The following is a 22,729-nucleotide window of genomic DNA, read 5'->3' as shown; positions in this document are numbered from 1 at the left end:
AAGAAGCGATCGGTTTTTTCGATCGCTTCTTCTATTTAAACAGCTTCCCATTCTGCGAACGTAAGTCCCTGAATCGCTCTCGCACAGCATGCGTATTCATTAATACACCACATCTCTTCTTATACTGGTACCATGACTTGATTTAACGCTACAATCAGATCTCGATTCCTTTGTGATTCTGATCAGACGGAAAGTGCCCTTGCCTTGAATCAACTCAGCACAGATCGGCCTGTAAAACCAAAACGAAAACTGTGGCGTACCCGGTTTAAGATGGCGCGAAACACATTGTGTTTTGCACCACGAATTTCATATCAGGAAATCAGTCAGCCGACTGTCTCTGAAGAAGCGTTACAGCATTGGGGCGAATTCATTTTACTCAGTGATGCAACCGCGGTTTTACATCGCGATGGAACTATTACACGACGCGCACACAACATGACCGCGTTATATTCAAATGAATCTCTGGCGCAATGGGATGAAGTCTATCGGTTTTATGATCGTCAGACAGCATTGCATAAAATCCAGGCTGCCAAAGTTTATCTGCCAGACGGCAGTGCCAGAAAAGCGAAAAAAGTGGTTCAGCCATACGGACAGACAGCGATCAATTTTTATCCGCTTCGTCCCGGCGTCACTGTCGAACTGGAAGAACAACTGGATCACTTTGTCCCGGATCGAATCGCTGCCTGCATGTGGGGACAGGAGTACTTTCAGTTTTCCATTCCCTGTCGTCGACTTCGTTATACCGTCGCGGTAGCGCAACCATTCTCACTCGAGTACCGTTTGCATCTCACTGACCTGGAACCACAAACCTGGCAGCACGGCGCCTACCAGGTCTACCAGTGGGACCTGCATGATCTGCCAGGTTACGAAACAGATGATGGAACTCCACATCCGCGCGAGGTTCTTCCGTGGGTAGACTTCACAACGCTTCCTTCCTGGCAACCAATCAACCGCTTTTATCTGAACGATCTTGAACCGCCGGAAAAGACACCTCCCCAGATTCAGAAATTGTCAGCCGAGCTGATGCAGGAAGAGCAGACTGAAGAAGAGAAAATATTCACCGCTTACAAGTATGCTTCAGAAGATGTCCGATACGGGAGACATCCGAATGAACTGGCGCTGGAAAAAACCCGCGAAGTCGGATCGATGCTCGAAGACATGCGCGGCGACTGCAAAGATAAATCTTCGCTGCTGGTCTCTCTACTCAGACATCAGGGCATTCAATCTTCAGTCGCCATTTTACTGACACGCATGAATGGTTCGACGGCATTGCTACCCGGTGCCCGTTTCGATCATGCGATTGTCTCTGTGACCACATCCAGTGGCGAACGCCTGTGGCTGGATCCCGCAGGAGGACCGGTCACGTTCAAAGACATTCCGTTTAATGATCAGGGGACACAGGCGCTGCTGCTGAATCGTGAAGGAGGCGAACTCACTACCATTCCGGAAGGAGGTCCGGAGCGGCATCAGATCAATCGCGTTTGTGAAGGAATTCTCGCTGACGACTGCAGCTATCAGTTCAGTTCGGAAGTCACGACATCCGGTGATACGGCGATGGAATTTCGTTTGAAGTATGTGAACCGCAATGAAGACTACACATCGCTGACACTGGAAAAAGAACTGGCCTCTACCTGGACGGGGGCCCGTATCGAGGAGCCACGATTCCTGAACCTGAAAGAGATTTCTGAACCGGTCCGTTACAGCTGCCGCACAACCCTCGATCAATGGGCCAGACAGATTGAAGAAATCATTCTGTTTCGAATTCCCTGGATCGGCTCCATGCAGACCGCCGGTCTGATCAACGTTCAGAAACGAAACTCGGCCCTGCAGACTCCCAGTCCGATCCGGTTCACCGACAGTCATCGCATCCAGATTCCCGCCGGATTCACCGGCTACGGCCTACCCTACGAACATCATTTTGAATGCAAATGGGGCCGCTATCAGGCAACCGTTCGCGTTGAAGATTCATTCCTGATTTGTGATCGTCAGGTAGATCATCTGGGTGGGATTGTGTTTCAAAATGAGTATCCGGATTTCAAAGAATACTGGGAATCCTGCACGCGTGCCGACGCGCTGGATATCGTCTTAATGAAACATTCTCATTAAACATCTGTATCATTTGATATCTTCAAAATGCTCCCTTACCGGCTGTCAATCGAAATCTGAACTTCCAGACAGGAAATGGTGTCAGACAGAGATAAATAGCCTATTCTCTCACTGACAACCTGTTAAAATAGAGAGTAGGAGGCAGGGCTCCAGTTGAGCCCCAATATTACTCTCCTCATTATATATTAGATAAGGTTACAACTCCTTGGCGGATCCTAAACGAGAAGAACTACAAGTCAAAACAAAACGAGCCATTCTGGTCTCCGTTGTTTCTCCCTCAAATCATATCGATAAGAGTCAGGCCCTCGACGAATTAAAAGGACTCGTGGAAACTGCTGGTGTGAAAGTCGTGGGAACTCTGGTGCAGAACCGGGAGAATCCCCATCCTGCCACCTGTCTGGGAAAAGGAAAACTGGACGAGCTCAAACAGATGGTGAAGCACGTCGATGCAGAGCTCATCATTTTTGATAACAATCTCTCTCCGTCTCAGGGGAGAAATATCGAAGAGGAAACAGGCACGATCATTGTTGACCGCAGCGAACTGATCCTCGATATCTTTGCGACCCATGCCAAAACTTACGAAGCCAAACTGCAGGTTGAGCTGGCGCAGCTGCTCTATTTCCGTCCCCGATTGAAGCGATTGTGGACCCACCTGGAGCGTATCGAAGGGGGTGTTGGCGCGGGTCGTGGACCTGGTGAAAAGCAGCTGGAAACGGACCGTCGTCTGTTGGACAAACGAGTGGCTGAACTCAAACGCAAGCTCTCGGAAGTTGAACGTCGCCGGGAACGAACCGTGTCCAATCGATTCCAGCAGCTGACCGTGTCACTGGTGGGATATACCAACGCCGGCAAAAGTACCCTGATGAATGCACTCACCGGCGCGGACGTCTATATTGCAGACCAGCTGTTTGCCACGCTCGATACGCGCACACGGCGCTGGGAGCTCCCGCACTGGGGCGAAATATTATTGAGTGATACGGTCGGATTCGTCCGCGATCTACCCCACCATCTGGTCGCTTCGTTCAAGTCTACATTGGAAGAAGCGCGACAGGCAGACCTGTTACTGCATGTGGTAGACTGCAGCAATCCGGAAGTGGAACACCATATCAAAACCGTTAACAAGGTTTTGAACGACATCGGGATCGACTATAAAAATGCGGTCCTGGTTTTCAACAAATCAGACAAAGTAGAAGACCGATCCAAGCTGGATGTGTTGCGTCTGAAATATGACAACGCAATCACCGTGAGTGCCGTTTCCGGCGAAGGCCTGGATCGACTCTCCCAGGCTGTCATCGATCGGCTGGCATCAGGTTACGTTATCGTAGAACTGGAAACTCCCGTCGGAAATGGCAAGCTGCTCTCACAGTTGGAAGACCACTCTCTGATTCTGTCGCGCGAGTATTCTCACGATGATACCCGCGTCACCTATCGGGCTCGCATCGCCAGACGGTTTCTACCTATGCTGAAAACCGGTCCCGATACCGAGCTCAAACTCCATGATGATGAACTGGCTGTCCCGGGAGATATGATTCCGGAAGAAAGCGTCAACGAATACTGAGACCGGTTCCCGACCCGGTGCGCTTTCCCCTGCCAGTAAAATTGTGTATTACTGATTCATACAGAAACGTTCTCTAAACTCAACGGAGCGATGACCGCATCATTCGGAAGTGGAAACTCCGGAATGATATCCACCCGACTTCCCGAGACAGACTGACAAAGTACCAGCGCGATGAAGAAACGATGGATTTACGGCATCATCATATTTCTGAGTATCACGTCCATCGGCCTGGCGATCGACTGGTGGTCGGCTCTGCCTGAAGGAGAACAGGCAACCTATGTCGGCAGGCAAACCTGCTTCCAATGCCATCAGAAACAAGCCCAGGAATGGAAAGGCTCTGATCACGATCTCGCCATGAACCCGGCCATCCCTGAATTCGTGCTCGGAGATTTCGACAATACTGAGCTGGAACACTTCGGCATCACGTCCAACATGACCCATGAAGGGGACAAGTATTTCGTCACCACCCAGGGGCCGGATGGAAAACGGGCGCGATTTGAGGTCAAGTACGTCATCGGCGTAAGGCCGCTTCAGCAGTATCTGGCTGAACTGGAGCGCGGCAAAATCCAGGTGCTCCCGGTGACCTGGGACACAGTAATGAAACGCTGGTACTACGCCAGTCCCGACGAACCGTTTGGTCCCGAAGACCCGCTGCACTGGACCGGATCGGCTCAGAACTGGAACCACATGTGCGCGGAATGCCATACAACCAACTGGGCAAAAAATTATGACGTCGCCACCGATGCGCATCATTTCTCTTTTTCGGAGATGCGAGTGAGCTGCGAAGCCTGTCACGGCCCGGGTTCGATTCACGTAAAGCTGGCCAATTCCCATTCGCTGTTCTGGGATCGTCGTTACGGATATGGGCTGGCGAAACTGAAAGGCAAAGACGCCACCGCACAACTGGAGAGCTGTGCTCCCTGCCATTCGCATCGCCGACACGTGGCCCCCGGGCACACTCCCCTGGACCGGTTCCACGACCACTTTGCCCTCTCCCTGCTGGATGATCATCTCTATCATCCCGACGGGCAGATCAATGAAGAGGTCTATGTCTTCGGTTCTTTCACGCAGAGCAAAATGTATCGCAAAGGGGTGCGCTGCACCGACTGTCACAATCCCCATTCGCTGAAGCTCAAGTTTGAAGGCAACAAGCTTTGTACCCAGTGTCACCTGGAAGCCAAATACGATGTCCCCGGCCACCATCATCACAAGATGGGCACCAAAGGAGCCGCTTGCGTTGAATGCCATATGCCATCCAAAACGTATATGGGAGTTGACCCGCGACGCGATCACAGTCTGCGTATCCCCCGCCCTGACCTGTCGGTCAAACTGGGGACCCCCAATGCCTGCAATCAGTGTCACACAAAACCCGAAGAGAATGCGGAATGGGCGGCTCACAAAGTGGAGGAATGGTACGGACCGAAACGGAGGGACGATCCCCACTATGGCGAGATTCTGGCAGCAGGTCGCGCCGGCAAACCGGAAGCCGAACAGCCCCTCATCAAACTGACCCGGGAAAAAGAAGTCGGTCCCATTGTCCGTGCGACAGCGGTCTCCTTACTGGCAACCCGCTACAACACACCGGAAAGTCGCGAGGTCGTCGAACGCGCTTTGAAGTCCAAAGAAGAACTGGTCCGCCTGGCGGCACTCCAGGGATTTGAAGGCTGGGCTCCCGCTTCCGAACAGGAAGCCAGCCAGATCGGCAAACTGCTGGCGGAAGGACTGACGGATTCCTCGCGTGGCGTCCGGTCCGAAGTCGCCCGCATCCTCTCCGGCCTGCCAGTCATGCCGGACACCAGTCAGAACCAGAAAGCACTGAAGCAGGCACTGGAAGAATACAAGGCGGGTCTGCTGACTGACGGTGACCAGTCTGGTTCCCACATGAGCCTGGGAATCCTCTACGCAAACCAGGGAGACCTGAAGAAAGCGGAAGACGAATTTCGAACGGCGATCAAACTCTCGCCCGCCGTCGCAGGTCCGCGTTCCAATCTGGCCCAGCTGCTGGAGCAACAGGGTAGAGCAGACGAAGTCAAAGAACTGCGGACCAAAGAAGCAGAGCTGCTGGCGCGAGATGCCAGACTGCTTCCCGATAATCCCATGCTCCAATACCGACTGGGGCTGCTCTATTATCTGCTGGGTCGGGAAGACGAAGCGGTCATCGCATTGAAGCAAGCCTGCGAGCTGGAACCGCAGTCAGCGGATTTTCGGTTGATGCTGACCCTGCTCTATGAGAAACAGCAGCAGTGGAAACTGGCATGGGAATCAGCGGCCGCGCTGGTCAGGCTGCAGCCCAACAACCAGCAGTTCCGCCAGATCTATTTGAACATGCATCAAAAAGCAAACCCGGAAGGCAAGTGAATGCCTCCCGGGTCTGTGGATGACTGAGAGTATTTGTCTGACGGATCTGTCAGGCAGATCTTCTGAGAACCCCGGTGATACGCTCGAAGGTATCATTCGAATCGAAGGGAATCAGAATCTGACCTGAGTGTTCGGTCTTGAGTTTGATCTCCACCTGGGCTCCCAGGATCTCTCGCAGTTGCTGCTGGAGATCAACCAGATGATTCGTCATCTGCGGTGGTGCCGCCGCTGGTTGCTTTGTGTTCTCAAACGGGACAGTATCAACTTCACCTTTGAGGATCTTCCTCACCTCGGCTTCAGTCTTGCGGACCGAGAGTGACTCTGACTGGATCTGCTCGCAGAGTGCCACCTGTTTGTCGTTATCCAGACTGAGCAAGGTCCGGGCATGACCGGCGGAGATTTTTTCTTCCTGCAGCGCCTGCTTGACGGGTTCTGCCAGATCCAGCAGGCGGATCATATTGTTGACGGTCGAACGATCCAGACTCAGTCGCTGAGCCAGCTGCTCGATGGTACTGTCGAATTGTGACAGATAGTTTTTGAATGCCTGCGCCTTTTCGAGAACATTCAGATCTTTTCGCTTGAGATTCTCCTCGATCGCGACTTCACAAACCTGTCGCTCTTCCAGGTTCAGCACGCGGCAGGGAACCGTTTTCAATCCGGCTTCGCGGGCCGCCTTCAGACGACGCTCGCCGGCAATCAGCTGATATGCCCCTTCGTAAGGACGGACGAGCAGAGGCTGCAAAATGCCATGCTGACGGATACTGCCTTCGAGTTCTTTGAGTGAGTCTGCCGCGAAATCCTGCCGAGGCTGGTAGGGATTGCGTTCAATCAGATCGATATCAATCTGGTCCTGCTCGGCGGGAACGAATACTTCCTGTCCCTCGGGAGCCTGGCCATCACCCTGCTGATCGGAATCGGAGTCAGCTCCGCGTCCGAGTAAAGCATTCAAGCCGCGACCTAATCGACGACGGGGGGCACCGGGAGTTTCTGCGGGATCCACCTGTGGATCTTCTGGATTCTGGTTTTGATCTTCCATGACCTTCTTCTCTTATAATTAAACTGCCTGAAAATAACGGAGGGTAACACAAGGCGCGGGATTCTATTTCGAATTTCGAAATGAAGCAAGAGGGCTTTCAAACACACCCAGGTGACTTGACTGTGTCCGGTGTTTCACGTGGAACACCCACCTTGCCTGAGTTACTTCACAGCCTACTGGAGCCTCCGTCTGAATCAGTCACGCGTTGCCCAGCAGCATTGAGTTTTGATTTATCTGAATCGGGTGTTTCACGTGGAACACCTGCCTTGCCAGAACTACCGGGCGCGATAGAGCAGGACCGGCTCAGTTTCAGTTGAGTCACCGGGTACAGATTGATTTAACCTGACCAGAAGGCTGGGTGAGTAGTCATAAGAGTGAACCAGTTCAAAACGGTCTTTCACTCTCGCGAACTGTTTCTGAAAATTCGGATCTGTCGTCGCATGGGGACCCGCGACCAGATAGGCGGGATTTTGTGACGAGAGAGAATTCAGAAACTCCAGATCAGCAACCGGACCGGTCAGAGGATGCCCTTGTGCCTTGAGGTAATAAAACAGACCAGGCTCAGCGTAGGTATAGAGAATCGCATTCTCGCTGTTGTCACCTGAATCGGACCGCAGGTCAGCGAGGATATTCTGTGCGATTGACTCGAGTCCGGTTCGCGATTGCCAGGCCACCAGAGTCCAGGGTTTGAATGCGACGACCAGCAGCACAGCCACAGCCACCACACCAACAGCTGGAGTGAAACGGAAGCGATTCTGATCTGATCTGGAGGAAGGCTGGAACAGTTCCGAGAAGGATCCCCCTGACCTCTGATCCAGCCAGCCCGCCAAGGCAGCGGTTCCCAGCCAGGCAGACATGGTCCAGGGAATCGTCAGGCGGGGATAGGGATAGTAGAGTGGTGTCGCCAGCAGCAGACCACAGAACCAGGCAGCCAGCAACCAGGTCGCCAGTTCGCGATGCAGTTCTGATTCCGGTATCTGATCTTTCTCAGATGAAATCGGAAATAGAAATCTTCCCGCAGAGAAAAACAACTGCAACAGAATCCCGATCACTGCCAACAGACCAAGCACGGGACTGATCCCCACAAAAGCAGAGAGCAAAATGGGAGCGGCAGCAAACAGCCCCAACAGGACCAGGTTCCACGTGAAACCTGGCGAGGGACCATCGGAAGTAACGGAAGCAGCAGACTCTGATTTGACTGTTCTCCAATGAACGACCAGAACACAGAGTACCAGACAGACGATGCCCAGGCTGAGAAAACCAGAGGTGCCTTCCAGCATTCGATGGTTCTCCCATTGACGCCGAAAGGAATCGAGCCAACCCGAGAACCCGACGATGTAGCGACTGTGATTAGCCGAGACGACCGAATAGCCACCCGACTTCTGCAACCCGATCAGAACGGGAGACCAGACCAGAAATCCGATGACTGCAATGACCAGCCACCGGAGAAAATATCCGGCAGGCCGCGGGAGCTGACGTCGACGAAACAGAACCCATGGAATCAATCCGGAGATTCCCACCGCCAGTGGAAGCCAGCCATTGTATTTGATCGACCAGCCAGCGCCAGTCACAATGCCCGACAGCAGGGGCCATTTCCAGTCTTCGGAAATGAAACTTTTCCAGGTCAGATAGACCGCCAGCAACAGACAGAACCCGAGTCCCACATCGGTGAGTGCGACTCGGCTGTAGAGCAGATGCAGGTCGCTCAGACTGGCCAGCGCCAGCGCGACCAGCCCTGCCGCTGGACCAAACCACTCACGGGCCACCCACCAGATCAAAAGGACCGTCAGTATTCCGAAGAGGAGCGAAGGCAGAAATACCCCCAGCGGTCCGCTTCCCAGGAAGATCATCGACCACTCAATCAGGAACGGGAAGAGCGGCGGTGCGTAATAAAATCGTCCCGGGTACTCGGCCCCCTGCTCTGCGGAGAACCACAGATTCGATGCGTAGACACCTTCGTCGAAATGCTCGATCGCTGAGTCTGAAAGAAACAGAATCCGCAGCAGGCATCCCACCAGCAGGATCGAGGCGACCATGATCATTTCCGAACGCGGGATCGATGTCGTTTTCTGAGTTGTCTGCTTGAGCCGTGCCACGTCCTGCTTTCAATTTTGATGTCGTTTTATTGATCAAATCCAAGTTTCCAAATTCTACAGGAACCGTGGTCCTGTGCCTATCAATTCCCCTGATTCGTGAATTATCATAGTCTGAGCGGAAACCAGAGCCTGAATTATGTTGACAGGACAGAACAGGATTTTTGAACTCACGTTGGGATTCTGATCTGTCCGCCTATAATACAGTGAACGATGTTATCGAATTTTCATCAGGAAGACAGCCCTGTCCGAAACGGTTCTGTCCAGGTTACCCGAACAACATTAGCACGAGAAGAGAGAGATTAATTCGATGAGTACTCCAGCGAACCTGTATGACGAAGCAGTCAAAATTTATGAAGGCGGGAATATTGAGCAAGCCGTCGAGAAGCTGAATGAAGTTCTGGCGATGGATGAGAACTTCACCCTGGCCCATTCCGCCATCGCTGTGTACTACCAGAAGCTCGGCAAGTTTGACGAAGCCATTGCCCACGCCAAGAAAGTGACCGAGCTGGAACCGGATGACCATTTTTCATATCTGCAGCTGTCGGTGATCTGCCAGCGTTGTGGACGCATTCACGAAGCAGAAGATGCACTGGCGAAATCTCACTCAATGGGTCAGGGAAAATAAACGGTTCGATTCTGACCTGATAAAACTCAAAAGCCCTCACCCGAAATTCGAGTGAGGGCTTTCTTGATTCTCAGATCACGAGTTTATCACTCATCAGTGATCACACGAAATGGTGATTCTTCTTCCGCTTGAAATGGTGAGGGGGCTGCTGGCTCTTCGCCTCGAATGACCTCAAACGGATTTTCGATTTCGGCAGAGACGGTCGCGGACTGCTGTTGAATGATGGCTGGTTTTTCATCGAATGAAATTCGTGCTGGCTCCGCGGGTGTCAGTCGTTCCCGGGAGACAGCCTGACGGACGGAAGCCGTGTTTTCAAGCTGTGCAATTTTCAGAGGCGAGGTCGTGTTAAAGAGACGACCATCTGGTGACTTCATTCGAACGAGCAGAGTCAGTTCTGAATTGCGAGGTGTGGTCTGCCAGGGAAGTTCAAAACGGAACCCGGAACCGGCAAAGCCGGAGTACCAGTGAGAGCGAACTTCCTGACTGTCGAAGGTCCACAGACCAACCCGGCGATTCTCTGCGGGCTGATTCAGATCGACCAACTCCAACTCGAATTCGGCGGGTAGCTTGACCGTTTCCCCATCAGCGTCATGGGGAGTGATGACAGTCGTCCAGAGTTCATCTCCCTGTTGGCTATCCAGGTCAACGCCCCCCGTCAGCAGGCTGTTGACCTTCACACCAGTGACCCTGTAGAGGGCTTTGGTCTGCTCAGGCAGCAGGCTGCCGTTGGATGCTTTTGCCAGTTGCTTTGACATTTCTTCAGACTGATGTCGTGCCGATTCCAGCGCATGCTGCGACTCTTTCAAATCGCGCTGTAAGGCAAAGATACTGTCTTCCTGCTGACGCAGTCGGGCTTCCAGCAAATCAGAATGACCACGACCTCCACACCCCATCAGGGTGAGAATCAACAACAACGACATCCATGTCGTAAGGTATTGCTTCATTGGAAATCAATTTCAGCAGAAGACGTCTCTTCTGCTCTCCTCTAAATCAGATTGAAATTATTCTTTGGTCCCGGGCAGTTCAAGGTGCTCCAGAACGTTATCAATCAGACCGTACGATTTGGCTTCCTGGGAGTCCATGAAGTTATCGCGGTCTGTATCCTGTTCAATTTTTTCGAGCGTCTGACCAGTGTGATGCAGCAGAATCTCATTCAGACGCCGCTTCATCTTCAGTACTTCTTTTGCATGAATTTCCAGATCGGTTGCGGTTCCCTGCATCCCGGCCAGAGGCTGGTGAATCATGATGCGGCTGTTGGGTAACGCATTGCGTTTTCCAGGGGCTCCCGCAGTCAGCAGCAGTGCACCCATACTGGCGGCCTGCCCGATACAGTAGGTCGCAACATCACAGGAGATGTACTGCATCGTATCGTAGATCGCCATCCCCGCGGTCACGGAACCACCGGGTGAATTGATGTAAAAATGGATGTCTGCTTCGGGATCATCGAACTGGAGAAACAGCAGCTGGGCGACCAGACTTTGTGCCACCTGATCGTTAACCTGTGACCCCATCATCACGATGCGGTCCTGCAGCAGACGACTGTAGATATCCATGGCCCGTTCATCGCGGCCATTCTTTTCGATCACATAAGGAGTAAGGACCGTCATATAAAACTCACTTCAATTGATGATAAATTTGATGGTTGATAATCATTCGACAGTCTCTCTGCCGACTTTTGTTGTCTTCTAATTATTCTTTATCTTTGTCTTTTTTATCGCGAACCAGCAACTCGTCGACCAGGCCGTATTCAACTGATTCGGGAGCGCTCAAAAACCGATCGCGGGAAGTATCGAGGGCAATCTGATCGATTGTCTGACCGGTGTGATCGGCCAGAATTTTGTTCAAAACTTCGCGTGTATCCAGAATGTCTTTGGCCTGAATTTCGATGTCGGAAACCTGTCCGCCCACTTCGCCGTAAGGCTGATGAATCATCATTTTAGCGTGAGGCAGAATGTAGCGTTTGCCCTTCTGACCACCGGCGACCAGGATGGCACCACCACTGGCTGCCAGACCGACACAGTAGGTGGCGACGTCGCATTCAATGAACTGCATGGTATCGTAAATGGCCATCGTGGAGGTCACGGAACCGCCGGGCGAATTCACGTACAAGTGAATGTCCTGGTGACGATTTTCAGACTGCAGATACAACAGTTTCATGACGATTAAATTCGCACTGGCATCGTTGATGACACTGTCCAGAAAGATAATCCGGTTGTCCAGCAGGAGATCGCCAATCCCCATCTGACGCTGCTGTGAATAACTTCTGGCACGCTGATTTGCCTGGGTTGGCATCTGCCCGGAAAGGGGGTCAAACATGATATGATCCTGAGATGTAATGGTTGCTATAGTGACTCGTGACGAGGTTAATTCTGATTTAACTCTCACATCATTTTGAACCACCGACTATGGCTGGCCTGCATCAGGCAGTCAAGCGGCAGCTCCATTATTTCTGTTCCCTGACAGGGAGGAAGAGAGCCCGTTTTCACCCCGTCGCGATCGCGCAGGGAGACCCTCCTGTTGAATTGAAAATTATATATCGTTCCTTATCCGATTTCCCTGTGATTCGTCAAGAGACGTTATGCAAAGTTCCCTTTCGCAGCAGTCTCAACACCGCTTTCTTTTTCTCTTTATGAAAGCTTAGGTTGTCAGCACGCCAGCAAAAAGCGTACACGCATACAGTATCACAATTAACGATAAAAAAACACCAGAGACGAAATGAATTCTGGTGTGATTTGCAGCAATCAACTGGTCAGTGAGGCGCTTTATGAAGAGTACGGTAGCCTGCCTCGATCAGACTGTATCCAGTTTTACTGTAGCGTCCCCAATTCCATTTGGGCCGAGTAGATTAGATTGACAGACGCTATGGTGAAATGTGATGCGTTCTAGAAATCACCCTCTTCGAGCTCCGCCTGTTCGTATCGCTGACCGGCAGGGGTGAGCAGTCGAGCATAGACACCAGGATCAATTGCGGGAGACAGCGACTTGCCACTCCCATCGCAGAAGATCACATTTACCACGCCGCCTGAGTGATTCGAACTGGGACGCCAGGCGTTCCCCTGCTTCGCGTTCAGATTGACCCCGATGCGCGAATTGGTTGAAGTGGTCGCATTCTTCAGATCGAATCCGGCAGGAAGTTTCAGAGATGTACCGCCGCTGGGATAGACAGCCTGCATATCAATGCCGAAGCCGAGGCTGCCCGTATCCTGATCGGCCCAGTTGCCAGCCTGCAGATTTTCAGACAGCATCAATGTCTGAGCCATTCCGTCAGCTTCCGAAATGAAATCCAGTGACATCCGCGAAGTATAAGGACGCCAGAAGACACCACTGGCAAACTTGACCGGGATATCTTCCATTGTGGTCGGATCACCATCCAGGCCGCCATCGCCGGCCGGGTGATGACCGACTCCGGTGGAGGCATCGTAGCGAACCCCCATCTTATTATAATTGGCCGTTACATATCCGATATAGACAACATACGACAATGCCCCCCGATCCGTTGCAGCTTCGTCACTGGGACAGGAAAAGACGGGGAACCGAATCGTGTTCATTCCTGCCAGCTGTTCGATCGCGGCTGTATTCGTTTTGGGGTCTGCTGCCAGCTTTGCAGTCGCATCCCAGCGCTGACGAAAAGCGACGCTGTCCAGAAAGGGCAGAACTGTCGTGCACCAGGTCAGGTCATCATAACGCTCATTGGCGTTTGGTTCCGCGTCTGTTGAAATCCGCAAATTAGGGTCGACCAGCAGCGGTAATTCGGAGTTGGACCCCGAGGAAAAATTAACCATCGCCAGGCCGACATTACGCATGTTGTTCAGGCAGGATAATTTCAGGGCGGGCCTATGAGATCGTGGCCCCATCGGCATGACCAGCGCGATGATAAAAAGTGCAACCGTAATGCACACCACGACCACTTCCATTTTTGAAAAACCGTCCCGCCGTTTTCGATTACTGCACGATGCGACTGCTTTCATCACTTTCTCCAACTAAAATGAAGTTCCGTCTACCACAGCCTGCCCATAGCGTAAACCTGCGGGAGTGAGCAGGCGGGCATACACGCCGGGATCGATGCCTGGTGTCAGTGATCTCCCACTCCCGTCACAGAAGATCACATTCACGGCACCGCTGGGATGATTCGAACTGGGGCGCCAGGCGGTTCCCCTGTCTGCCCTCAGGTTGGAACTAATGCGGGAATCCGTGTTCGCTGTTCGTAGATCAAAGTTTGCAGGCAGCTTGAGAGAAGTGCCATCGAGCACACCTTCCATATTCACGCCGAAGGCGATGTCGCCGGTGTACGTTGAATGCCATTCTCCAGCCTGCAGATTTTCCGACAGCATCAACGTCTGCGTCATGCCATCGGCGGCTGAAATGAAGTCGAGCGACATGCGAGAAGTATGCGGTCGCCAGAAAACGCCCGAAGCAAATTTCATGGGAACGTCAGTGTCGACGGAGGAATCGGAATCAAATCCCCCATCACCGCTGTCCGCATAATGAGTTGAATCTAAAGCGGTATTATAATTCGAAGTCACATACCCGGCATTGGCACAAAAAGTAAGTGCACCAGGCTCAGCAGCGTATTGCGCGTCGGGACAGGTAAAGACGGGAATCCGTATCGTCTTCAACTGGTCCAGCGTTTTTTCCGCGTCTGCTTGTGCGACGGATGTGGGTCCTGACGCCAGACGGGCCGCGGTATCCCAGCGATAGTGGAAATTCACCTGATCCAGATACGGAAGAAGGGCTATGCACCAGGATCGATTCGCATTGTGCGCATTTCCATTGGTGGACCAGATACGATCAGTATCGACCAGGAGTGGCAACTGACTATCGTCAGTGAATGAGTAATTCACAACCGCCAGGCCGATATCCCGCATGTTGTTGAGACAGGACAATTTTCCTGATGAGTGTTTTCCACTCTGAATCGCAGGCAGGGTCAGCGCGATCAGGAGGCCTACCACAACGATTATCACCACCAGTTCGAGCAGTGAAAAGCCGCTGCGGTACTGTGGTGACCGTCTGGTTCTATTGTTCTGCATGAGAGGCTCCTTAACAGCATGAGACAGGGGAAAGTCTAGCCTGTATCCAGGTTTACTGTAGCGTCTCCAAGGCCATTTAGCCTGAGTATATTAGATTGAAACACGCTATGGCAAACTGTGACGCGATCTGGAACCAGCCATAAAAAAAGCACCAGAGATCCGAAGATCCCTGGTGCCCGCATGTTTGAACCGATCTGAGAAAAAATGACTCAAATCATGGTTGCAGTCAACTTCACTCGCTTAGAAAGAAGATCCGTCAACAACAGCCTGGCCATAACGCAGACCAGCAGGAGTGAGCAGACGTGCGTAGACGGCTGCATCCATCTGTGGAGTCAGTGATTTTCCACTACCATCGCAGAAGATCACATTCACAGCACCACTGGGGTGGTTTGAGCTGGGACGCCAGGCTTCTGCTTTGTCTGCGGTCAGGTTGGCACCAATACGTGAATCGTTCCCCGAGGTCGCGTTCAGAATCGTATAGGCATTCAGTGGCAGCAATGTCATCGCGGTAGAACCACTGGGATAGACTGAGTTCATATCAATTCCAAATCCCAGACTGCCGGTATCCTGGTCAAACCATTCACCAGCCTGCAGGTTTTCAGACAACATCAAAGTCTGAGTCATACCGTCGGCTGCTGAGATGTAGTCCAGTGACATACGGGATGTGTAAGGACGCCAGAAGACACCGGTTCCAAATTTAATCGCATTATCGGCAGTCGTGGTATTGTCATTGTCCAGACCACCATCACTGTTTGGAGCGTGGTCGAAATCGTTATTCGCATTATAACTACCGGTAACATATCCAATGTTTACAACATAGGACAATGCGCCCTGGTCGGTAGAAAACTGGTCATCAGGACAAGTGAAGACCGGAAAACGAATGGCATTCAAGCTGGCCAGATTCGAAATCTGAGTTGCTGTTGCACCGGTTTTCGCAGCGAGACTGGCTGTTGAATCCCAACGCTGACGGAAACCAACATTGTCCAGGAAAGGCAGAATCGTTGTGCACCAGGAAAGGTTGTCGTTACCGGCATTGGCATTACCGGAATCATTTTCGATGTTAGGATCCACCAGCAGTGGCAACTGAGAGTTGGCACCGGATGAGAAGTTGACGACGGCCAGTCCGACGTTTCGCATGTTGTTCAGACAGGACAGTTTTCGTGCTGATGCACGGGCACTTTGAATGGCCGGCAGGGTCAGCGATACCAGGATGCCGATAATGGTGATCACCACCAGCAGTTCGATCAGCGTAAACCCTTTACGCTTCTGCAATTTTTGTTTGGTTCGACGTGTATTCATGTCATTTCTCCTCACTAGAAATACGGTTCAAACAGATTATATATTACTTATTGACAAGTATCAAAAACAAACTCAAAACATCTCGATCCCACAGGAAACCAGAGGAATCCCGGACTAATCCGCTCTACAGGAACAGACGATTTAATCGTCCACGTCCCACAGACTCTACTCACAGGCCCGCGACCAGAGCTGGTTACTAAGGCTACATGTCGTTCCCCCTCATTCCTGTGTCACTATTAACTATTATACCCGATTGTCCTGTTGTGTTGGTCAGGTAAAATCACTTATTACTAATCTTCCTGGATCGACTGAATCAGGTGACGGTAGCGAACCAGTCGTTTCCAGTGATCAAATTTTTTCGTAGCCGGCTCATAGGCTTCTTCCACGCGAGTCCGGTCGACTACAAAGAAGCCACGATAATCGGGAACATGAACAGATTTACCGTGTGCCCGGTCGCCGATCTGGACAAGTCCATCATGGGTTGTCAGGCCCGCTCCAGAAGCTTCAAAGTAAGCCACCGACATGAAGACCACAAATGTGTTACTGCGAGTAGTCATATTCCCCATGATTTTAGATAAAATCCGGTTGCGTGAATGGAAGTCAGCCGGTCCATTTTCGTGTTCTGCGCGAGTCGCTACTTCAAATAAAGAACGTGGATCATCGAAATCTGAACCTCTATCTAAGGGCAGTGATCTGAAAAGTGTATTTTCGCGAGGGTCTCGATAATTAGCTCTATTTGTATCAGGACTCGAAGCCAGAAAATCGAAACTGCGAAATGGTCGCGAACCAGGTGTACCGGGCAGAAAATTTTCTGCCTGAGCATCATATGCATCACGTGAGAGAATAAACTGCTCCCACCAGTTTCGAGCCGATCCTTCACTGGTATCATTGAGACGATGAACTTTGTATGCATTCGTCACATCAATATTGTAGGCCCCACCATCGAGGACGCTGTTCGTTGTGCCCATATCATCAATCCATGCCGCCAAGACTGAAGGGTCTCTGATGGTATTGGGATTCAATTTACCTGGTACCCGAAAATCTTTGAATGGATTGGCCAGCTGACGATGAATGCGTGTAGGAACTTCGACATACTCAAACAGTCGATACCAGTAACTATAGCTCGAACCAGGAGCAGAAGTACTGACACCAGCATTACTAAGAAATTTCTGAATACCGGCAGTTTTGATGTCGGTCCCCGACTGCTGCTGGCCGCTGTCAACCAGGGCATTTGTAATAAGCCTGCTTCTGGTTTTCGCAGGATCAGAAGAACCATCCAGATTACTCCCGTTAGGCCCTGTAGCAGAGATCGGCAATGTCTGTGAGGCCACGATTTCCTGAGTTGGACCGACAATCGGAATTGAAAACAGTTCAACCGGTGATGAAAAATCACGGTCAAAATGAGGCTGCCAGGCACTAAAGTTTCCAGTCGTACGTGAATTCTGCTGTCCGAAGGTATTACGAATATTTCCGGAAGCGATGGTATTCACGGTATCAAACGCTTGATGTAACGGCTGCGAGCGTTCCTGACTTTTCATGGCGCCCCGATCGAGCTGTGCCTGTACTGCAGCCGCTGTGTCGGAAGTGAGATTGAAATCACTTTTTGGTACTGACATTTCATCTACCAGAATCCAAGGATTATCCACATCTGGAGCAGGTGTTCCAGTTGTCAGATAGGTATCACGCCCCAGATGAGCTTTTCGGAAGAGTTTGATTTTCACATCAACAGTAGTTGCACTTAACTGAGTTCGCCCCTGGTCAAGAAAACTTCCCGCTGTCGTGGTAATATCAGTAAAGCTGTCATTCAAAATTGTGACGAGTGATTGTGTCGTAGACTGATCAGTCACCATATCGATTTTGTAATTGGTAGCGATGTCTATTGATGGTATAATTCGTTCGTTAACACCTGTGAAATCACCATTACCATCCAAATCGACTTTAAGTTCACTGTAAGGATCACCGCCACCTGAATCCAATGTATCTCCCCCACTGGAACTTAATAGCGTAAACAATCCTCCCGGATCCACACTTCTGTTTTTGGGGATCGCATAACTTACCATACTTCCATCCACTTCCAGTCCAAGCATCCATTTGCCACGAGCGCCAAAGGAGACCGTATATGGACTGTTGTTTCGCAATTCAATGGCACTAAAGAATCGCTCTTTATCCGTGCCATCCACTTTATCATCAGGAAATTGAGTCACAGCGTGGTCGCTCATCTGGTCTTCACATTGAACCAGAATAAACTCGCTCAGTGTCAGTTCAACCGCTTCCACACCCCAAACGACTTTCCGCTGACCAGTCGCCTGTTCAGCCGAGGTGTTTGTATAAGGATTGTCATCCAGTCCCCAACCATCACTTAAATCTGAATCATACTCAAACCGGGTCATGACACTGTCTGGGTCTAGCGCATCAACCAGATTGACAGCAAACTGTGCCATATGTAATTGCAAATCTCCAGTACGAAATGCAGCTGGTGACGTTGAATAATCTAAATTCAACGTACAAAGCAGTGTATAAATATCACGAGCCATCCGTTGACGGTCATAACGAGCCCAGAACTCCTGTTGTTCAAGTGTTGACGGAGGATAAGCCGGCAAATTGCTACTATTCCAGCCAGTATTGATGACCGTCGCAGGCAAGGAATCTAATACACCATTCCCATTTAAATCCTCACCGGTATCGAGTGTGCCATTATCATTTAAGTCTTCACCCGGGTGTGGTGTAAGAGGGCGATAAGACACAGTACGACCCGTTCCGGTATTTTCAAACACCAGTAACTGATTCAGATTCAACTTGCGTTGTTGTGGATTATTCAAAATCCAATTAATTGTCTCCTGGGTCACACCTGGAATTGAAATATCCTGTGGTAACCGGACTCCAAGCAATGCGACTAATTCAGGACGGTAAACCCCATTCTCGATTAAAGTACGTGGAGGGAATGTGGTATTCGGGTCCGTGGGCTTTGAAAACTGCTTGCGATCCCAACCAATTGTGGTAAACCGTTTGCGACGTTCGTAGTCGGAGCCCCCCGTGGTCCCGAAGTTTCTGGGCATCAGTGAAGCCAGACGGGAAGTGACGCCGGAGCTGACAATATCGGTTCCGGAAAGTTGCAGATGTGCCATTTCTTCCGGACCGAAGGGATCATCATAAGGGCGCTGAACTTTCTCCATGTCGACAACGATTTCATCGGAATCGTCCAGCAGGTAGTGCTCCCTGGCTGTCGTTGTATTGTTATTAAACAGGGCTGCGGGCCAGCGAACGGAATCCGGGGTATTGGATAAATCAGGACCGGCGATTTCATAATTGGCATAATAAGGCCAGGTGGCTGGTCCCCCGGTTGGAGCCTGAAGATTAGTGCGACGGTAGTTGGCCCCCGATCCCCAGGTGCGACCAGCTCCGTTATGGGCCAGCGGGTGTTTGAATGAAATCGCACCGGCACGTGATCCCTGCAGCGAACCACTTTTGTTACTTCCTTCGTAGCGGTCGGCATTATCATCAACGAGTGTCTGACCGGCACGTGGAAATGAGAGGGTCGTAGCACCGGAGGTATCTACGATGAAAATATTGTCTGTCGTGGCGTCCCGCTGTGATTCGTAAAGACGGTTCGGCTCACCCCAGCGACCATTGATCAGATCGCGGATATCGCTTTTTGTCCCGTTTGCAATCGATGAGGGAACGGTATAGTCGGCGCGTCCGTAATTCAGGAAGAAGTATTCCATGTTGGACAGTTCAGGCCAGAGGGTCGGTTCTGCGCCAAAGAACATCCGATGTTGTGTAAGAGCTGTACCGACAGGGCTGGGGATCTGCGCTGTCATGGCCCACTGCGGATTGATTTCACCGGGTGAAGAGAGGCCCTGATGTGAACGTGACAGGAAAATGAACTGGTTCGAACCGGATCCTGAGGTATTATTACCGAACGTACCGCCGGGGGCATAGTTCAGATCGACGCTTCCCGGCTGTCGCATGTTCCCCGCAGTATTCAGATTGATCAATCCATTTGTGTCATACACGGTAAAGGAAAACATGGGGATAATGTATTGCCCCGGGTTCTGCGGGTCTTCAATCGGAGGGAAGTCGAGATCCAGCCAGACCCCTTCCCGAATCGTATCTCCGTCGTTATCAACGTCGAGTGAGTATTCGGTATCCGAGGTACTCATATCCTTCGCAGTCCAAATGCCTAATGCCCCAGGATTCGTATACCCAGAGTTATCAAAAACATTGGTACTGAAGCGAGATGAAGTCGAGTCATTACCGGTTTCACGATGTATAAACGTGTGACTGTCATGAGGACGGAATACACGTGTCGAAACTGAAGCGTCTCCGTATGGATTGGTAATTAAACCACCGGAATCAGTTCTCATATACTGAGGACGATGAAATGAAGGGATAATGACCAGTCGCACATCAGTCTTATCAGTCAACCAGTTGGGCCCGGGAACGTAACCTTTATACGCCAGAAACATGGTATTGATATCAGGTGAAGAATAATCAACATCCATGTCAGGAAGATTACCAATAGCGGTATTTGAACCCGATTCACCCAGTCGTGCCGCTGGAGAAAGATTTACCCCGATCAAAGACTGATTTGAATCACCACTGCCATTAAAATCTTGATCAACATCAGGCCCACCACCATTGAGGACTACATTAAGCCCCCGACCATTAAAGGGAACTCCATCATCTCCTAACATGTTGTAGATCATTGAATGAGGAGGATAGTCTCCCCCCCAGAGGGCGCTGTTTTTGCGGTATTTGTCAGGGCCTTTGATCAGTTGTTCGAGACCCCAGTTGAAAAGGACATCTGATTGCAAGCCAGGATCGGCTTCGTTGATGGCAGCATCAGCAAAGTTTTCGGCGCTGGTCTGTTCCTGTGCAGCGAAGGTGTAGAACACCACCGCCATCAAAGCGAGAATGGCCAGCAGTGCGATCACCACCAGCAGGGTGGATCCGCGGCGTTGCTTCGTGAACTGACTGTGGTAGCTGCCTGCTTGTTTCATTAAGATGGATTTCATTTCCATACCTCCCGAAGTGTCTAATGACCGTGACCCGGACCGGCACTGGGAAAACATTGTTGGGGTTTCAATATATCAGCAATCAATCCGCCAGCAGATTGCGTAACGGATGAATGATTGTCATTTGTCGTAACTGTTGAGATGTCACATCTAAATAGCGAATGGTAATTTGAATCGCTTTCAAGGCTTTGGGATTTCCGGAGCCATCAAGGGGGCGGAACGGGGGCAGATCCTGACCTGTTGTATGGTCGCTGTCCCCGTCAGCATTGTCGACGTCGTACTGGATATGCCAGGTATCATAAATATTGGTAGCATGGGTCGAATCCGGATTGTTATTCTGGTACGCCGGAGTGGCACTGGAGGCATAGTCTACGGCGATGGAACTTCCAATGTCGGTAAACTGACCCAATGCTTCATCAAATACTTTAATATCAAAGGCAATGACATTCGGCAGTACGAGGTCTTCTGAACGACGCAAACCGTCTGCATACTGTGTCACAACATTTGTGGTGCGATCCAGAACCAGGCTGGAACCTGATGGATTCATTGGATTGGTGCCACCGGCTGTCGAAGGTGCCTGCGGATACTGGAAATCGTTGTCTGATGTTTCCTGATGGGTAAACCGCCCGATGTATTGTGCATACCCGTCGGCGTCATCCACGTACTCCCGAGGCAGTCCTGTAGTATGGTTAAAACCAAAGCGATAACGGGTACGTCCCAATGAAAAATTCGGCGACTCAAGTGTTGTATTATCCAGTGATCTTACATCATGAAAGTTCGCATAGGCGGTTGGCGTGCCATAACGATAGACTGAAAAATCAAAGTCACTCAGGAAATTGCCTGTCGTATATGTTCCGGCGCCATACAAACTGTTCGCAGGATCGAAGAACTCCAGCCCCCCTGCCGTCAGCGCATTCTGTGCTGTCTGTGGCTGGGTAGAGGCTGTGGTTTCCAGATCCAGGGGTTTGCGAATGAGCAGCGTTCTCCGATAAAGGTTACCGCCTCTCATGAAGTAACAGACTTCAGCGTAGGGAGAGACAGAGGTTGTATCTGAGTTAATTCGTGCATCATCGGTTTCAGGCTGATTAGGATGCGCAATCGAAGGTTGCTGCCCGGAAGGTGTCACAGTCCCTCCCAATACGGACGCTTTCCCGTAATAGGGTGTTGTATCCAGCAGCTTGGTTGTGATATTGGCATCGACGGTAAATTGAATCAGGTCATCCGAATCGTTATTGGGATCGTTCTCCGAGATCACCAGGTAGCCGCGTCGATCCCTGTAATCACTGATTCGAATCGGAACTGGCTCATTATAGTCGAAAGGCACGAGATTCTGAAAAGTCCGTTTATTTAAATCGGATTGAATCAGAGTGGTCAGCATGCGGGCCCGTTGATCATTTTCAGAAAGCCCCCGCTGGGCGGTAATCGAGCTGGAAGCGATCTGGAAGATCTCGGTAAACATGACCATCATCAACAACACCAGCGCAACAGACACCAGCAACTCAACGAGCGTGAAACCACGCTGAGTGATTGCGGAGTACTGCCTGCTGAGTCGTCGGGCAGTGATCTTTCTGTTACCTGCTGAGTGTTTCATATTGAATTCTCAATCCCA

At 51.1% G+C, this 22,729-nt stretch carries 14 protein-coding genes; 4 read left to right on the top strand and 10 right to left on the bottom strand.

What is annotated here, in order from left to right:
- The first annotated feature begins 204 nt into the window (after positions 1–204).
- The 3 genes from ACN0YN_RS17540 (at position 205) to ACN0YN_RS17530 (ending at position 6,022) form a co-directional block, all read left to right on the top strand.
- Positions 205–2,106, top strand: coding sequence for a DUF3857 domain-containing protein (locus tag ACN0YN_RS17540; protein WP_417386332.1), 1,902 nt, complete (start codon positions 205–207; stop codon positions 2,104–2,106).
- A gap of 205 nt (positions 2,107–2,311) precedes the next feature.
- Positions 2,312–3,664, top strand: a complete 1,353-nt coding sequence (hflX, locus tag ACN0YN_RS17535; protein ID WP_417386331.1) for a GTPase HflX — start codon at positions 2,312–2,314, stop codon at positions 3,662–3,664.
- A gap of 171 nt (positions 3,665–3,835) precedes the next feature.
- Complete coding sequence (locus ACN0YN_RS17530; RefSeq protein ID WP_417386330.1) at positions 3,836–6,022, top strand: tetratricopeptide repeat protein; 2,187 nt, start codon at positions 3,836–3,838, stop codon at positions 6,020–6,022.
- A 49-nt stretch (positions 6,023–6,071) separates the two neighbouring features.
- On the opposite strand, the gene ACN0YN_RS17525 is transcribed toward ACN0YN_RS17530, so the two are convergent.
- The gene (locus ACN0YN_RS17525) at positions 6,072–7,058 is read right to left on the bottom strand and encodes a ParB/RepB/Spo0J family partition protein (protein ID WP_417386329.1); all 987 of its coding nucleotides are present in this window, start codon (positions 7,056–7,058) and stop codon (positions 6,072–6,074) included.
- Positions 7,059–7,333: 275 nt separating this feature from the next.
- Positions 7,334–9,154, bottom strand: a complete 1,821-nt coding sequence (locus ACN0YN_RS17520; RefSeq protein WP_417386328.1) for an ArnT family glycosyltransferase — start codon at positions 9,152–9,154, stop codon at positions 7,334–7,336.
- Positions 9,155–9,461: 307 nt separating this feature from the next.
- Between ACN0YN_RS17520 and ACN0YN_RS17515 the strand changes: the two genes are divergently transcribed.
- Positions 9,462–9,779 (top strand): tetratricopeptide repeat protein, encoded by a 318-nt coding sequence (locus ACN0YN_RS17515; protein ID WP_417386327.1) that lies wholly within the window; start codon positions 9,462–9,464, stop codon positions 9,777–9,779.
- Positions 9,780–9,865: 86 nt separating this feature from the next.
- Here the strand turns inward: ACN0YN_RS17515 and ACN0YN_RS17510 are convergent, their stop codons facing one another.
- The 8 genes from ACN0YN_RS17510 to ACN0YN_RS17475 all read right to left on the bottom strand — a co-directional run bounded on the left by ACN0YN_RS17510 (position 9,866) and on the right by ACN0YN_RS17475 (position 22,711).
- The gene (locus ACN0YN_RS17510) at positions 9,866–10,723 is read right to left on the bottom strand and encodes a hypothetical protein (protein ID WP_417386326.1); all 858 of its coding nucleotides are present in this window, start codon (positions 10,721–10,723) and stop codon (positions 9,866–9,868) included.
- 57 nt (positions 10,724–10,780) lie between these two features.
- Positions 10,781–11,386 carry an ATP-dependent Clp endopeptidase proteolytic subunit ClpP gene (gene clpP, locus ACN0YN_RS17505; protein WP_417386325.1) on the bottom strand — a complete coding sequence of 202 codons (606 nt, stop codon included), beginning with the start codon at positions 11,384–11,386 and terminating at the stop codon, positions 10,781–10,783.
- 82 nt (positions 11,387–11,468) lie between these two features.
- Positions 11,469–12,095 (bottom strand): ClpP family protease, encoded by a 627-nt coding sequence (locus ACN0YN_RS17500; protein ID WP_417386324.1) that lies wholly within the window; start codon positions 12,093–12,095, stop codon positions 11,469–11,471.
- A gap of 566 nt (positions 12,096–12,661) precedes the next feature.
- Positions 12,662–13,747, bottom strand: coding sequence for a DUF1559 domain-containing protein (locus tag ACN0YN_RS17495; RefSeq protein WP_417386323.1), 1,086 nt, complete (start codon positions 13,745–13,747; stop codon positions 12,662–12,664).
- Positions 13,748–13,759: 12 nt separating this feature from the next.
- Positions 13,760–14,806, bottom strand: coding sequence for a DUF1559 domain-containing protein (locus ACN0YN_RS17490; RefSeq protein WP_417386322.1), 1,047 nt, complete (start codon positions 14,804–14,806; stop codon positions 13,760–13,762).
- Between the two features lie 240 nt (positions 14,807–15,046).
- On the bottom strand, positions 15,047–16,105 hold the full coding sequence (locus tag ACN0YN_RS17485; protein WP_417386321.1) for a DUF1559 domain-containing protein: 1,059 nt from the start codon (positions 16,103–16,105) through the stop codon (positions 15,047–15,049).
- 290 nt (positions 16,106–16,395) lie between these two features.
- Positions 16,396–21,120: a hypothetical protein gene (locus ACN0YN_RS17480; protein WP_417386320.1), complete on the bottom strand. Its 4,725-nt coding sequence runs from the start codon at positions 21,118–21,120 to the stop codon at positions 16,396–16,398.
- Positions 21,121–21,202: 82 nt separating this feature from the next.
- On the bottom strand, positions 21,203–22,711 hold the full coding sequence (locus ACN0YN_RS17475; RefSeq protein ID WP_417386319.1) for a prepilin-type N-terminal cleavage/methylation domain-containing protein: 1,509 nt from the start codon (positions 22,709–22,711) through the stop codon (positions 21,203–21,205).
- Positions 22,712–22,729 lie beyond the last annotated feature (18 nt).

It is taken from the genome of Gimesia sp. (genome assembly GCF_048260065.1).
In the GTDB taxonomy this organism is placed as follows: Bacteria; Planctomycetota; Planctomycetia; order Planctomycetales; family Planctomycetaceae; genus Gimesia.
This window is presented reverse-complemented; position numbering and strand designations above follow the sequence as displayed.